Annotated in this window: 18 protein-coding genes; 8 read left to right on the forward strand and 10 right to left on the reverse strand. The window is 71.9% G+C overall.

What is annotated here, in order from left to right; genetic code table 11:
* Nucleotides 1-35: 35 nt before the first annotated feature.
* Nucleotides 36-443, forward strand: coding sequence for a tautomerase family protein (locus tag D8M35_RS04945; RefSeq protein ID WP_126890847.1), 408 nt, complete (start codon nucleotides 36-38; stop codon nucleotides 441-443).
* Between the two features lie 17 nt (nucleotides 444-460).
* Here the strand turns inward: D8M35_RS04945 and D8M35_RS04950 are convergent, their stop codons facing one another.
* Both D8M35_RS04950 and D8M35_RS04955 read right to left on the reverse strand, forming a co-directional pair.
* On the reverse strand, nucleotides 461-1,219 hold the full coding sequence (locus D8M35_RS04950; protein WP_126890848.1) for a GntR family transcriptional regulator: 759 nt from the start codon (nucleotides 1,217-1,219) through the stop codon (nucleotides 461-463).
* Nucleotides 1,220-1,315: 96 nt separating this feature from the next.
* A complete protein-coding gene (locus D8M35_RS04955) occupies nucleotides 1,316-1,981 on the reverse strand; it encodes an exonuclease domain-containing protein (RefSeq protein WP_238638101.1) in 666 nt (221 codons plus the stop codon).
* 50 nt (nucleotides 1,982-2,031) lie between these two features.
* On the opposite strand from D8M35_RS04955, the gene D8M35_RS04960 reads away from it, so the two are divergent.
* The 3 genes from D8M35_RS04960 to ychF all read left to right on the forward strand — a co-directional run bounded on the left by D8M35_RS04960 (nucleotide 2,032) and on the right by ychF (nucleotide 3,932).
* On the forward strand, nucleotides 2,032-2,571 hold the full coding sequence (locus D8M35_RS04960) for a hypothetical protein (protein WP_126890849.1): 540 nt from the start codon (nucleotides 2,032-2,034) through the stop codon (nucleotides 2,569-2,571).
* A 25-nt stretch (nucleotides 2,572-2,596) separates the two neighbouring features.
* Nucleotides 2,597-2,797: a hypothetical protein gene (locus D8M35_RS04965; protein WP_126890850.1), complete on the forward strand. Its 201-nt coding sequence runs from the start codon at nucleotides 2,597-2,599 to the stop codon at nucleotides 2,795-2,797.
* A 61-nt stretch (nucleotides 2,798-2,858) separates the two neighbouring features.
* Nucleotides 2,859-3,932, forward strand: coding sequence for a redox-regulated ATPase YchF (ychF, locus tag D8M35_RS04970; protein WP_126890851.1), 1,074 nt, complete (start codon nucleotides 2,859-2,861; stop codon nucleotides 3,930-3,932).
* 55 nt (nucleotides 3,933-3,987) lie between these two features.
* On the opposite strand, the gene D8M35_RS04975 is transcribed toward ychF, so the two are convergent.
* Nucleotides 3,988-4,623: a TetR family transcriptional regulator C-terminal domain-containing protein gene (locus D8M35_RS04975; RefSeq protein WP_126890852.1), complete on the reverse strand. Its 636-nt coding sequence runs from the start codon at nucleotides 4,621-4,623 to the stop codon at nucleotides 3,988-3,990.
* Nucleotides 4,624-4,770: 147 nt separating this feature from the next.
* On the opposite strand from D8M35_RS04975, the gene D8M35_RS04980 reads away from it, so the two are divergent.
* Nucleotides 4,771-5,136, forward strand: coding sequence for a hypothetical protein (locus D8M35_RS04980; protein ID WP_126890853.1), 366 nt, complete (start codon nucleotides 4,771-4,773; stop codon nucleotides 5,134-5,136).
* A gap of 98 nt (nucleotides 5,137-5,234) precedes the next feature.
* Entirely contained in the window at nucleotides 5,235-5,582 is a 348-nt protein-coding gene (locus D8M35_RS04985; RefSeq protein WP_126890854.1) for a hypothetical protein, read from the forward strand.
* Nucleotides 5,583-5,683: 101 nt separating this feature from the next.
* Here D8M35_RS04985 and D8M35_RS04990 read toward each other — a convergent pair whose 3' ends face one another.
* Both D8M35_RS04990 and D8M35_RS04995 read right to left on the reverse strand, forming a co-directional pair.
* Nucleotides 5,684-5,971 carry a hypothetical protein gene (locus tag D8M35_RS04990; protein ID WP_126890855.1) on the reverse strand — a complete coding sequence of 96 codons (288 nt, stop codon included), beginning with the start codon at nucleotides 5,969-5,971 and terminating at the stop codon, nucleotides 5,684-5,686.
* 312 nt (nucleotides 5,972-6,283) lie between these two features.
* Nucleotides 6,284-7,060 carry an isocitrate lyase/phosphoenolpyruvate mutase family protein gene (locus D8M35_RS04995; RefSeq protein WP_126890856.1) on the reverse strand — a complete coding sequence of 259 codons (777 nt, stop codon included), beginning with the start codon at nucleotides 7,058-7,060 and terminating at the stop codon, nucleotides 6,284-6,286.
* A 112-nt stretch (nucleotides 7,061-7,172) separates the two neighbouring features.
* Between D8M35_RS04995 and D8M35_RS05000 the strand changes: the two genes are divergently transcribed.
* Entirely contained in the window at nucleotides 7,173-8,360 is a 1,188-nt protein-coding gene (locus tag D8M35_RS05000) for a MalY/PatB family protein (protein WP_238638102.1), read from the forward strand.
* A gap of 108 nt (nucleotides 8,361-8,468) precedes the next feature.
* Here D8M35_RS05000 and D8M35_RS05005 read toward each other — a convergent pair whose 3' ends face one another.
* The 3 genes from D8M35_RS05005 to D8M35_RS05015 are packed head-to-tail and all read right to left on the reverse strand — an operon-like array spanning nucleotide 8,469 to nucleotide 9,655.
* Nucleotides 8,469-8,666 carry a hypothetical protein gene (locus D8M35_RS05005; RefSeq protein WP_126890858.1) on the reverse strand — a complete coding sequence of 66 codons (198 nt, stop codon included), beginning with the start codon at nucleotides 8,664-8,666 and terminating at the stop codon, nucleotides 8,469-8,471.
* 17 nt (nucleotides 8,667-8,683) lie between these two features.
* Entirely contained in the window at nucleotides 8,684-9,142 is a 459-nt protein-coding gene (locus tag D8M35_RS05010) for a GNAT family N-acetyltransferase (protein WP_161972604.1), read from the reverse strand.
* Nucleotides 9,143-9,166: 24 nt separating this feature from the next.
* A complete protein-coding gene (locus D8M35_RS05015) occupies nucleotides 9,167-9,655 on the reverse strand; it encodes a GNAT family N-acetyltransferase (RefSeq protein WP_126890860.1) in 489 nt (162 codons plus the stop codon).
* Nucleotides 9,656-9,723: 68 nt separating this feature from the next.
* Here D8M35_RS05015 and D8M35_RS05020 point away from each other — a divergent pair, with 68 nt between their 5' ends.
* Nucleotides 9,724-10,602, forward strand: coding sequence for a LysR substrate-binding domain-containing protein (locus D8M35_RS05020; protein WP_126890861.1), 879 nt, complete (start codon nucleotides 9,724-9,726; stop codon nucleotides 10,600-10,602).
* A 36-nt stretch (nucleotides 10,603-10,638) separates the two neighbouring features.
* Here D8M35_RS05020 and D8M35_RS05025 read toward each other — a convergent pair whose 3' ends face one another.
* On the reverse strand, nucleotides 10,639-10,893 hold the full coding sequence (locus D8M35_RS05025; protein WP_126890862.1) for a hypothetical protein: 255 nt from the start codon (nucleotides 10,891-10,893) through the stop codon (nucleotides 10,639-10,641).
* On the reverse strand, nucleotides 10,890-11,382 hold a 493-nt coding region (locus tag D8M35_RS05030), incomplete at its 5' end, for an FBP domain-containing protein (protein WP_238638103.1). The genes D8M35_RS05030 and D8M35_RS05025, both read right to left, overlap by 4 nt.

Genomic DNA, 11,382 nt, shown 5'->3' on the forward strand with positions numbered 1-11,382 from the left:
TATGTAAGGACAAAGTTCCCGAATCAGGAGGCACCATGCCGCTCGTCCGTATCGACCTCGCCACCGGCCGCACCCCGGAGGAGGTCCGTGCGATCGCCGACGCGATCCACACCGCCATCGTGGCCGAGTACGGCATCCCGGAGCGCGACCGCTTCCAGGTGATCACCGAACACCCCGCGCAGCAGATCATCGCCGAGGACGCCGGTCTCGGCTTCGAGCGCACCGAGGGGGTCGTCGTCATCCAGGTCTTCACGCAGCGCGGGCGCAGCGACGAGGCGAAGCAGGGCCTCTACCGCGCGGTCCACGATCGGCTGGCCGGGGTCGGCGTCGCGAGCGAGGACGTCTTCATCGGCTACGTCGAGAACGGCCCGCAGGACTGGTCCTTCGGGTTCGGTCGCGCCCAGTACCTGACCGGCGAGCTCGGCGTGCCGTCCGCGGGCTGAGGCAGCGGGTCCGTCGCCTACTTGTCGACGAGGGTGACCTCGAACGAGTAGCGGTCCGGGCGGTAGCAGTGCACGCCGTACTCCACCGCCCGGCCCGATGCGTCGTACGCGGTGCGGGTCATGGTCAGCACGGGGTCGCCGTCCTCGATCTCGAGCAACGAGGCCTCGTCGTCCGCGACCGCCCGCGCCCCGATCCGCTGCTTCGCGACGCGCATCGTGACTCCTCGGCCGCGGAGCAGCTGGTAGAGCCCGTGCGCCTGCAGGTCGTCGTCGGTGATGTCGGCGAACTCGGGCGGCAGGAAGTTCTCGAGGATCGCCATCGGCACGTCCTCGGCGAAGCGGACCCGACGGATGTGTGCCACGGTCGTGCCCGGCGCGATGCCGAGTGCCTCGGCCACGACGTCGCTCGCGGGCACGTCGTCGCGCGCGAGCAGCTTCGTCGCCGGAGTCTGCGCACCCTGCGCCAGGTCGTCGTACAGGCTCGTCAGTTCGACCTTGCGCGTCACCGGCCCGTGCACGACCTGCGTGCCGATGCCGCGACGGCGGACGAGCAGGCCCTTGTCGACGAGGTCCTGGATCGCCCGACGGATCGTCGGACGCGACAGCCCGAGTCGCTCGCCGAGGGCGATCTCGTTCTCGAGCCGGGCACCGGGCGGCATCGCTCCGGAGCGGATCGCCTCCTCGATGCGCGAGGCGACCTGGAAGTACAGCGGCATCGGCCCGGACCGATCGAGGTCCATGAACAGGTCGGACGGCAGCTGGCCTTCGTTGGTCATCGCGGTCCTTCGGGGGAGAGGGCACCGGCGACGGCACCGTAGGGCAATGTCGTGACAATACCACCGGCGTTCCGCCGCCCCGGCGACCGGACGGCGTCAGTCGGCGAAGATCATCGGGCGGTTCGACAGCCGAGGCTGGGCCGCCGCGCGGGGCTGCTCGGTCCGCGGACGCACCGGCGCGATGTGCACCCGGGTCGCCGCACCGAGTGCCTCGACCGTGTCGCAGCCGTGCTGGCCCGCAGCGTGCACGACGATCGCGGCGCAGGCCTCGGCGTCGGCAGCAGCGTCGTGGTGCTGGAAGCCCTCGTGGCCGGCCGCGCGAGCCGCCATCGGCAGGCGGTACGAGTCGAGCGTGTAGGTCTTCCGCGCCACCTGCAGGGAGCACAGTGAGTGGTGCTCGGCGAGCTCGGTGCCCGTCGCCGAGCACCCGCCGGCGATCACGCCCATGTCGAAGCGGGCGTTGTGCGCGACCAGGACGTCCCCCTCTGCGAACGCCACGATGTCGCGGTACTGCTCGGCCCAGCCCTTGGCCCCGACGACGTCCGTCGCGACGATGCCGTGGATGCGGGTGTTCCACTCGAGGAAGGCGTCGTGCCCCACCGGCGGCTTGATGAACCAGGACGCCCGCTCGACCACGCGGCCGCCGCGGACCTTGACGAGTCCGACGGAGCAGGCGCTCGCGGGGGAGCTGTTCGCGGTCTCGAAGTCGATCGCGGTGAAGTTCAACGGCACGCCCTCGATGGTCGCACGGGGTTCCGACATCACCCGCACGCGGCCCCGGCGTTGCGGCCCGGCGCGGTAGCGTCCGAAGCGTGACCGGACCGACCTCCCCGCCGCTCGTCCTCGTCCTGCCCGGTGCCGGCTACGGACAGCAGGCGCCCCTGCTCTGGTGGACCCGCGCGATCGCCGAGCAGCGCGGCGTCGAGGTCGTCGCGCCGACGTGGACGGTCGACGCCGCAGCGAAGGACGACCCGGTCGCCTTCGTCGAGCACCAGGTGGCAGGCGCGCTCGACGGCCGCCGCCCGGACCTCGTCGTCGCGAAGTCGTTCGGGTGCTTCGCCCTGCCCTGGGCGGTCCGGGACGGCGTCGACGGTGTGTGGCTCACGCCGGTCCTGACGCACTCGGCCGTGGTCGGAGCGCTCGCCGCGGCGGGCCCCGGATCGCTCGCGGTCGGCGGGTCCGCCGACCCGATGTGGCTGCCGTCCGCGGTCGCGACGACCCGTGCCGGGCTGCACACGGTCGACGGAGCCGACCACGCGCTCGAGGTGCGCGGTGACTGGCGGCGTTCCCAGCGCCTCCAGGCCGACGTGCTCGCCCTGGTCGACGAGCGGATCGCGACGCTGGTGTCCTGATCCGCCGCGACGTACAGTCGGGCGCATGGGGGAGCCGAGGGACCTGGACGAGCTGCTGGCGCACGCGCAGCGCGTGGATGCGCAGCCGCACACGGTCCGCCGAGGGGTGGGTCTTGGTGTGACGCTGCTCGCCACCGGTGGGCTGGTCGCCTGCATCGTGCTCGGGATCGCGCAGGGCCTGCTGCTCACGTTCGTGAGCTTCCTGTCCGGCATCTGGCCGTCCTGACGACACCGGCCTGGAGGGACGGGTCGGCTCCGGCGGGTCGCCGCCGGTAGGCTGTCCTCCCGTGGCTCTCACCATCGGAATCGTCGGTCTCCCGAACGTCGGCAAGTCGACCCTGTTCAACGCCCTGACCAAGAACCAGGTCCTCGCCGCGAACTACCCGTTCGCGACGATCGAACCGAACGTCGGCGTGGTGAACCTGCCCGACCCGCGGCTCGACCAGCTCGCGACGCTCTTCAGCTCCGAGAAGACCGTCCCGGCACCCGTCTCGTTCGTCGACATCGCCGGCATCGTCAAGGGTGCGAGCGAGGGCGAGGGCCTCGGCAACAAGTTCCTCGCGAACATCCGCGAGGCCGACGCCATCGCGCAGGTCGTCCGCGGCTTCGCCGACGACGACGTCGTGCACGTGGCGAACAAGGTCTCGCCGAAGGACGACCTCGAGGTCATCAACACCGAGCTCATCCTCGCCGACCTCGAGACCATCGAGAAGGCCCTGCCCCGGTACGAGAAGACCGTGAAGCTCAAGCAGGCCGAGCCGATCGTGCTCGAGACCGCGAACGAGGCCAAGGCCGCGCTCGAGCAGGGCACCCTGCTGTCCGCGACCTCGATCGACCTCGAGCCGATCCGCGAGCTCGGGCTGCTGTCCGCCAAGCCCTTCATCTTCGTGTTCAACGTCGACGAGGCCGTGCTCACCGACGAGTCGCGCAAGGCCGAGCTCTCCGCGCTGGTCGCTCCCGCCCAGGCCGTGTTCCTCGACGCGAAGATCGAGTCCGAGCTCATCGACCTCGACCCCGAGGACGCCGCCGAGCTCCTCGAGTCGACCGGGCAGACCGAGTCGGGCCTCGACCAGCTCGCCCGCATCGGGTTCGACACCCTCGGGCTGCAGACCTACCTCACCGCGGGGCCGAAGGAAGCGCGGGCGTGGACGATCGGCAAGGGGTGGAAGGCTCCCCAGGCCGCCGGCGTCATCCACACCGACTTCGAGAAGGGCTTCATCAAGGCCGAGGTCATCTCGTTCGAGGACCTCATGGCGGCCGGCTCGATCGCCGAGGCGCGTGCGCACGGCAAGGCCCGCATCGAGGGCAAGGACTACGTCATGCAGGACGGCGACGTGGTGGAGTTCCGCTTCAACAACTGAGCGCCGTGGCCGGGAGCGCCCGTGCAGCCGAGGGCTGCGCGGGCGCTGCTGTCCGTCAGACGCCGCCGACGGCCTCGAGGTCCCACACCGGCGGCACGTACTCCCGGGACCACCCCTCGCGGAGCCGGGTGACCGCACGGTCGAACGACTCGAGCAGGTCCATCTCCGGCCGGACCATCGACTGCAGCTGCAGCCCCTCGTACGTCGCGAGGAGCTGCTCGGCGCCACGAGCCGGCTCCATCGTGCGCGGCTCCCGGCCGAGCTCGACGTCGCGCTGCAGGGCCGCGAGCACGAACGCGTGGAAGCGCCGCCAGCGGAGGTGGAGCATGGGCGCGAGCGGGTGGTGCGGCGTCGCGGCGATGTTGAGCGTCGAGGTCAGGAACCGCATGAGCGACGGGTCGGCGACGTTCGCGCGGACGATGGCGCGGAGGAACACGATCGTGCCGCTGCGCTCGGCGATCGGCAGCAGCGCGGTGGTCCGCTGGTCGTTCCACTGGTCGATGGTGGCGAGCAGGAGTCCGTCCCAGGTCGGGAACACCTCGGTGACGACGTCGAGCGACTGCGACGCCTCGGTGGCCACGTGCTCGTACGACACCTCGTGCAGGGCGTTCGCGCGGAGCACGCGGATCATCGCGTCGACGATCTCGACCCGGAGCAGCGCTGACGTGTCGAGGGGGTGGAACGATCGCATGGGACCAGTCCAACGGGTGGGCGTTGCCCTGACCAGTCCCCAGAACTGGGAAGAGCCGATCTCCGCAGCCGTGCAGGCCCGGCGTGGCGGAGCAGCAGCGCGTCCCCCGCGGCCCGTCCGACCTGAGTGCTCACCAAGGGTGCGGCGTTGACTGGACCCATGAAGTACGTGGTCTACGGAGAGAACCGAGTGATGACCGGCGACGCGATCGCCGAGGCGGTGCTCGCCTACGCTGCTGCGCTCGGCGAGAACGGGACGACGGACATCGTCGAGATCCCGACCGCGGACGCCGAGGGCTACGGCACCACGGCGCAGGTGCTGCTCGGCCCGGCTTCCCAGATCATGGTCGAGGCGGCTCCCGACGACGAGCTCGAGCCGGATGACGAGGACCTGGTCAACGAGCTCGGGCGCCGCATCGCGGTCGTGGGCGGCGGGCGGTTCACGGACGCTGCGTCGTCGCACTCCGACGAGCCCGAGGCGAAGCGCCTGCGCACGGAACCGCCGCAGGTCTGATCGCCGCCCGTGCCGGGGGCACTCTGGCCACGGAACGCACACTCCGTACGTCCTCGCACACGCGGTACCTACCGTCGAGGGAGAGATGAGGAGGAGACGTGAAGTACATCCACTACGACGCGAGCCTGATCCTCACGGGGGACCTGATCGCGGATGCGGTCGCCGACTACGCGGCCGTCCTCGGAGCGAACTCGCGCACCGACACGATCACGGTGCCGAGCGTGGGCGACGACGGCGCGGTGTCGACGTCGATCCTGCTGGTCGGCCCGGCGAGCGAACTCTGCGTGACGGTCGCCCCGGACGACGAGCTCGAGCCCGAGGACCCGGCGTTCATCCGTCGTCTGCGTGACGCGGCACGGCGCGCGGGTCCGGCGCTGCCGGTGAACGCGGACGGCGGGCTGCGGTTCCGCGGCGCCGAGCAACCGTCGTCGCACGGCCCGGCCTGACAACCCGGAGGCACAGACGACGAACGCCGCCGGCGCTGGGCCGACGGCGTTCGTCGTGTGTGGACCGGGGACCGTGTGAGCGGTCCCGGGCGAGGTCCGACCTAGGCGGCCAGGGCGAGCTCGCCCTTGCCGACGCGGCGCGCGAGCAGGATGGTCCGGCTCGACTCGCCCCGCCAGGAGCGGCCGGGCACGGTCCAGCCGGCCTCGCCGTCGACGTCCACGCGTGCGTCACGCGTGACGAACAGGCGGAGGTCGTCGGCCGGGATGCGGACGAGGTACTCGCGCTGCGAGCGGTCGTCGCGCACCGGGAACTCGGCGATGCGGTCGGGGGAGACGGTGGGGGCCGCGAGTGCGGTCCCGGAGATGGTGATGCGGTCGTTGCTGGTCATGGTGGTGCGGTACTTCCTGGTCGTTCGGCACCCGGCCGTGCTCTGGTCGGCGGACTCCGTGGTCCGGCACGACGCATCGGCTGCGGGTGCGCACGTCGTGTCTCGACGTGCTGCTCGTCCGTCCGGACTGAGCGGTGGTCTCGGTGGAATGCGACCCGGCGGGTCGGTACGAGACGTGCTGGTGTGCGCGAGTCAGATGGGTTCGCTGCAGTGCACCAAGAAGACACTATACGTCGCTTCGTCCGGAACGTCCAGGAAGACGGACGGGAGGCGCGGTGCGAGCGTGCACCGCGCCTCCCGTCCGGTGGGCCGTCAGTTGAGGGCGGGGGTGTCCTCCGGCACGACGCCGTCGCCGTACAGGTCGGTCGCCAGGTCACGGAGCGCACGCAGCGCGACGCGCTGCGTGAGCGGACCGTAGGAGATGCGCGCGACGCCGAGCGCCTCGTACTCCGCCGCGGGCAGGGCACCGGGCAGCCCGATCACCGAGAGCTTGCCGCGGCCGAGCCCGTCGACGAGTCGCTCGACCACGTCGCGCTGGATCGCACCCGGCACGAAGACGAGTGCGGCGCCGTTGTCGAGGAACGCCTTCCCGCGTGCGATGGCGTCCTCGATGCTCTCGTCGATCGGGCGGTCGCCGCCCCGGACGATCGCGTCGGTGCGCGCGTTGAGCTGGAAGGCGACGCCCTCGGCCTCGGCGGCGGCGGTGATCGCGGCGACGCGTGCGACGGCCTCGTCGAAGGGGCGGAGACGGTCCTCGACGTTCGCGCCGACGATCCCGGCGGCGATCGCGCGACGGATCGTCTCGGCCGGGTCCGCGTACCCGTCGTCCAGGTCCGCCGTGACGGGCAGGTCCGTCGCGGCGGCGACGGTCGCGGCGCCGGCGAGGGCGACGTCGAGCGGCATCCCGCCGTCGTCGTAGCCGTGGCTCGCGGCGATCGAGTGCCCGGCCGTCGCGATGGCCTTCGTCTCCGGCAGGTCGCTGACGACCTTCGCGCTGATCGCGTCCCACACGTTGACGACGCGCAGGATCTCGGGGGCTTCGTGCAGCTGCTTGAGGGTGGTCGCCTTGTCGGCGGTGCTCGTGCTCATGGTGCCGAACCTATGCGGCCGGGGTGCGCCGTGCCCGGGAGGTGATCCGACGACGACGCAGGATGACGGCCCGACTCGCACCGGACCTCACGGTCGTTGCATGCTGGGACGCATGGCTGACGACGAACAGGACCCGGTCGGCACGCTCCGCGGGGTCCGCACGAGCATCAAGTGGACGCGGTACGCGCCCGACGTGCTGCCCCTGTTCGTCGCCGAGATGGACCACGACGTCGCGCCGGCGATCCGCCAGGCGCTGGTCGAGCGGGTGCAACAGTCCGACCTCGGGTACCTCGACGGCCCCGGGCCGCTCGCTCCGGCGTTCGCGCAGTTCGCGCGCGACCGGTGGGGCTGGGCGGTCGACCCGGAGCGTGTGCACCTGGCGACCGACGTCAGCGTCGGGATCGTCGAGTCGCTGCGGCTCGCGCTGCCCGACGGCGGACGCGTCGCGATCACCCCGCCGGTGTACCCGCCGTTCTTCGAGCTCGTCGAGGAAGCACGGTGTCAGGTCGAGGAGGTCCCGCTCGCCGAGCAGTGGGGCGTCTACCGGCTCGACCTGGCCGGGCTCGAGCGCGCCTTCGCCGACGGGGTCCGGGTGTTCCTGCTCTGCAACCCGCACAACCCGATGGGGCTCGTGCACGACCGTGCCGACCTCGAGGCCCTCGCCGAGTTGGCGGCACGGTACGACGTGCTCGTCATCAGCGACGAGATCCATGCCCCGCTGACGCACCCCGGTGTCCGCTTCACCCCGTTCGCGATGGTCGCCGAGCAGCACGGCGCCCGCAGTGTCTGCGTGACGAGTGCGAGCAAGGGGTGGAACCTCGCCGGGGTGAAGTGCTCGGTGATGGTGGCCGGGGACGACCGCACCGCTGCGCTGCTCGACACGCTGTGGGAGGAGGTCGCCTGCCGCACGAGCATCCTCGGGCTGCACGCGAACCTCGCCGCGTTCACCCTGGCGACGGACTGGCTCGACGACGTCGTCGCCCGCATCGTCGCGAACGAACGGCTGCTCGGGTCCCTGCTCGCCGAGCACCTGCCCGGGGTCGTCTACACCCGTCCGCGCGCGGGGTACCTGGCGTGGCTCGACTTCCGGGGGATCGGGCTCGGGGACGACCCGGCGGTGCCGCTCCGCGAGCACGCCTACGTTGCGCTGAACTCCGGGCTGGGCTTCGGCGCGCAGGGGCGGGGGTTCGCGCGGCTCAACCTGGCGTGCTCGCCCGAGACCCTGCGCGAGGCGGTCCACCGCATCGCGGCGGCCTACCCGTCGAGTGCGCAGGAGGGGCTGGTCTGGCACGTCGCGTGAGCGACGGGGGCTCGCACTCGCACGAGTCTCGCGCTCAGCGACCCGTCTCGGGTCCGGGCACGCGAGGAACGTCGCTCAGCGCGAGTCTCGCTGCGGAGCGCGCACGGCTCAGTCGGACGGGGCGTCGACGTACTGGTTGCGCCCGACGACGCGGATGCGCAGGTCGTCGTCGCGGTCCATGGCGAGGAACTCCCGCGCGACCGGCCCGACCGACGACCAGCGCAGGACCTCGGTGATCGGGGTCCCCTCGATGAACACCTGCCACACGCCGCGCTCGCGGACGGCCTGCACCTCGTACGTCGCCATGCCGCGAGCGTACCGGCTCACCGCAGGCGCTTCTCGTACCACCGCATCGTCGGGACGGTCCCGTCCGGCTTCGCCCAGTCCGCGGGGGACCGGTGGATCAGCCGCCAGCCACGGCGTTCGTAGAGTCGCCACGCGCCGGGCGTCTCCTCGGTCACGTCGAGCCGCAGGACCGGTGACCCTGCGGAACCTTCGGCAGCCGCCAACAGGGCGTCGGCGATGCCCTGCCCACGGTGGTCCGGGTGGACCACGAGTCGGGTGACCAGCGGTGCCGCGTCCGCGGCGGGAGCGGCCAGTCCGACGTGACCGACCACGCTGCCCGACGACCACGCTGCCCATGCCGAGCGGTGCCCGGGCGGGGTCAGCCACGCGACCGGATCGTCCGGCCAGTGCGCGGGGTACCCGTCGTCGTCGTGCGTGCGTCGGAGCACGTGGACCAGGTGCTCCAGGTCCTCGTCGCGGCGCGGTCGGATGTGCACGATCCCGACGGTACCGGGTGGTGGTCAGGCCAGGTCGAGCACCATGTGGACGTCGGCGCGGACGTAGGGGCTCGGGGCGATCTCGTCGTGCTCGAGGTGCCGGAAGCCGAACGCCTCGTACAGGTGCACGGCGCTCGCCAGGCGGCTGTTGCTCTCGAGTGCTATCCGCTGCGCGCCGAGGGCCCGGGCACGGTCGAGCGCGGCCGCGATGAGCCTCCGGCCGGTGCCGTGCCCCTGGTGCGCCAGCGAGACCGCCATCTTGACGAGCTCGAACACGCGCTCACCGACCGGCATGATCCCGATGCAGCCGATGACCTCGTCGTCGAGCCGCGCGACGAACACCGCACCACCCGGCTCGACGATGCGACCGGTCGGGTCGCCGAGGATCGCGCGGTCCTCGTCCTCGAGGGAGAAGTACTGCTCGATCCACGCCTCGTTGAGGGTGCGGAAGGCAGCGGCGTCGGCGGCGGACTCGAGTTCGGCGATGGTCAGCGTGGAGGTCGTCTCGGGCATGGACCCATCCTCGGACGGCGATCTGATCGCGTCCAATACTCGTTCGCGCTGATCGATAGGCTGCGTGCATGGATGTGGACCTGCGGCAGCTCCGGGCGTTCCTCGCCGTCGCCGACGAGCTGCACTTCGGGCGGGCCGCCGAGCGACTGCGCATCGCCCAGCCCGCGCTCTCGCAGCAGATCCGACGGACCGAGCGCGACCTCGGGGTCGACCTGTTCGTCCGGACCTCGCGCAGCGTCGCGCTGACCGCGGCCGGCCGGGTGCTGCAGGGCCGGGCGCGCTCGCTGCTCGACCAGGCAGCGCGCGACGTCGACGAGGTCGTGCGGGTCGGACGGGGTGAGGCCGGACGGCTGGACGTCGGGTTCGTCGTCTCGGCACTGCCGCTCGGTCCGATCGAGCGCGTCCAGGCCTTCCGCCAGCAGTACCCGCTCGTCCGTGTCGAGCTGACGGAGGGCTACTCCTCGTCGCTCCTCGCCCGCATCGTCCGGGGCGAGCTCGACCTGGCGGTCCTGCGCGACCCCGACCCGGACCTCGCCGTGCGCTTCCTGCCGTTCCGACGGGAGCGGTTCGTCGCGGCCGTGCCGCACGGGCACCGGCTCGCGGAGCGGGCGTCGATCCGCGGCACCGAACTGGTCGACGACCCGTTCGTGTTCTTCCCCGCGGTCGCCGGTGCGGTCGCCACCGAGCGCAACCTCGCGCCCGTGGTCGTAGAGGGGCGTCGGCCCGAGGTCGTCCAGGAGGCCACCACGTGGGCCACCGTGCTGCACCTCGTCGGAGCGGGGCTGGGCGTGACGGTCGCCCCGGAGAGCGCGACCCTCGCGGCGCCCGACACGGTGGTGCTGCTGCCCCTGCAGGACGACCCCGCCCGGAGTGAACTCGTCTGGGCGGTCCGAGCCGACGACGACCGCGAGATCCTCCGGAACTTCATCGCGGCCACCGAGCACTGAGTCGCCCGCGCCGCGTCGACGCACCGACGCTCTCGGTCACCCGAGCGGCAGCACCGGGGCCCGCTGGTCGCCGAGCTCGTCCGCGTGCCACGGTCGTGCTCCGCGCAGGGTCAGGCCGAGCTGCACGAGCACGAACGCCACGTGCGGCTCGACGTCGGGGTCCCACACCCCCTCGACGCCGAGGCCGAGCGCGCCGAGCTCGTCGTCGGCCTCGTCGCGGATGCTGAGCCGCCACCGTCCGTCGCCGGACTCCTCGACGACGGCCCACCGCGCGGTGTCGAAGCGGCTCACGCGGTCTTCGAGACGTCCTCGGTGAAGTTCCGCACGCGCTGCAGCAGCGCCTCGCCGCGCATGGCGATCGTCGCCGGCGGGTTGAGGTGCGGCGGCGCCGTGCGGATGAGCATCGAGCAGCCGAGGTCCTCGCAGATGTACGAGCCGATGGTGTTGCCGTTGCGTCCGGACTCGCCGGCGCGCGCGGCCGAGAACAGCCGCACCTGCGTCGCCGGCTGCGGCGAGTGGCAGAACGAGCACATCGCGGCGATGCCGGGTCGCAGGGAGCCACCGGCGGAACGGACGACGATGCCCACCGGGCGGTCGTCGATCCAGGACACGATGTAGCCGCGACGGGCGGCCTGGGGGTCGCGCCAGCCCAGGAACTCGCGCTCGTCCCACAGCATCTCGTGCAACCCCGGGATCGGGAGCTGCTCGAGCTCGTCCGGGGTGGCGTTCACGAACGACGAACGGATGTCTGCTTCGGTCAGTGGCTTCACGGTGCCTGCA

This window comes from Curtobacterium sp. HSID17257, assembly GCF_003989515.1.
Lineage (GTDB): Bacteria > Actinomycetota > Actinomycetes > Actinomycetales > Microbacteriaceae > Curtobacterium.

Bases quoted from the DNA above. Each gene is read 5' to 3' on its own strand.
- D8M35_RS04965 (WP_126890850.1), top strand. From the start codon at position 2,597: ATGGGGGAGCCGAGGGACCTGGACGAGCTGCTGGCGCACGCGCAGCGC.
- D8M35_RS04975 (WP_126890852.1), bottom strand. From the start codon at position 4,623: ATGCGATCGTTCCACCCCCTCGACACGTCAGCGCTGCTCCGGGTCGAG.
- D8M35_RS04955 (WP_238638101.1), bottom strand. From the start codon at position 1,981: ATGTCGGAACCCCGTGCGACCATCGAGGGCGTGCCGTTGAACTTCACC.
- D8M35_RS04950 (WP_126890848.1), bottom strand. From the start codon at position 1,219: ATGACCAACGAAGGCCAGCTGCCGTCCGACCTGTTCATGGACCTCGAT.
- D8M35_RS04995 (WP_126890856.1), bottom strand. From the start codon at position 7,060: ATGAGCACGAGCACCGCCGACAAGGCGACCACCCTCAAGCAGCTGCAC.
- D8M35_RS05020 (WP_126890861.1), top strand. From the start codon at position 9,724: ATGGATGTGGACCTGCGGCAGCTCCGGGCGTTCCTCGCCGTCGCCGAC.
- D8M35_RS05000 (WP_238638102.1), top strand. From the start codon at position 7,173: ATGGCTGACGACGAACAGGACCCGGTCGGCACGCTCCGCGGGGTCCGC.
- D8M35_RS05005 (WP_126890858.1), bottom strand. From the start codon at position 8,666: ATGGCGACGTACGAGGTGCAGGCCGTCCGCGAGCGCGGCGTGTGGCAG.
- D8M35_RS04945 (WP_126890847.1), top strand. From the start codon at position 36: ATGCCGCTCGTCCGTATCGACCTCGCCACCGGCCGCACCCCGGAGGAG.
- D8M35_RS05015 (WP_126890860.1), bottom strand. From the start codon at position 9,655: ATGCCCGAGACGACCTCCACGCTGACCATCGCCGAACTCGAGTCCGCC.
- D8M35_RS04990 (WP_126890855.1), bottom strand. From the start codon at position 5,971: ATGACCAGCAACGACCGCATCACCATCTCCGGGACCGCACTCGCGGCC.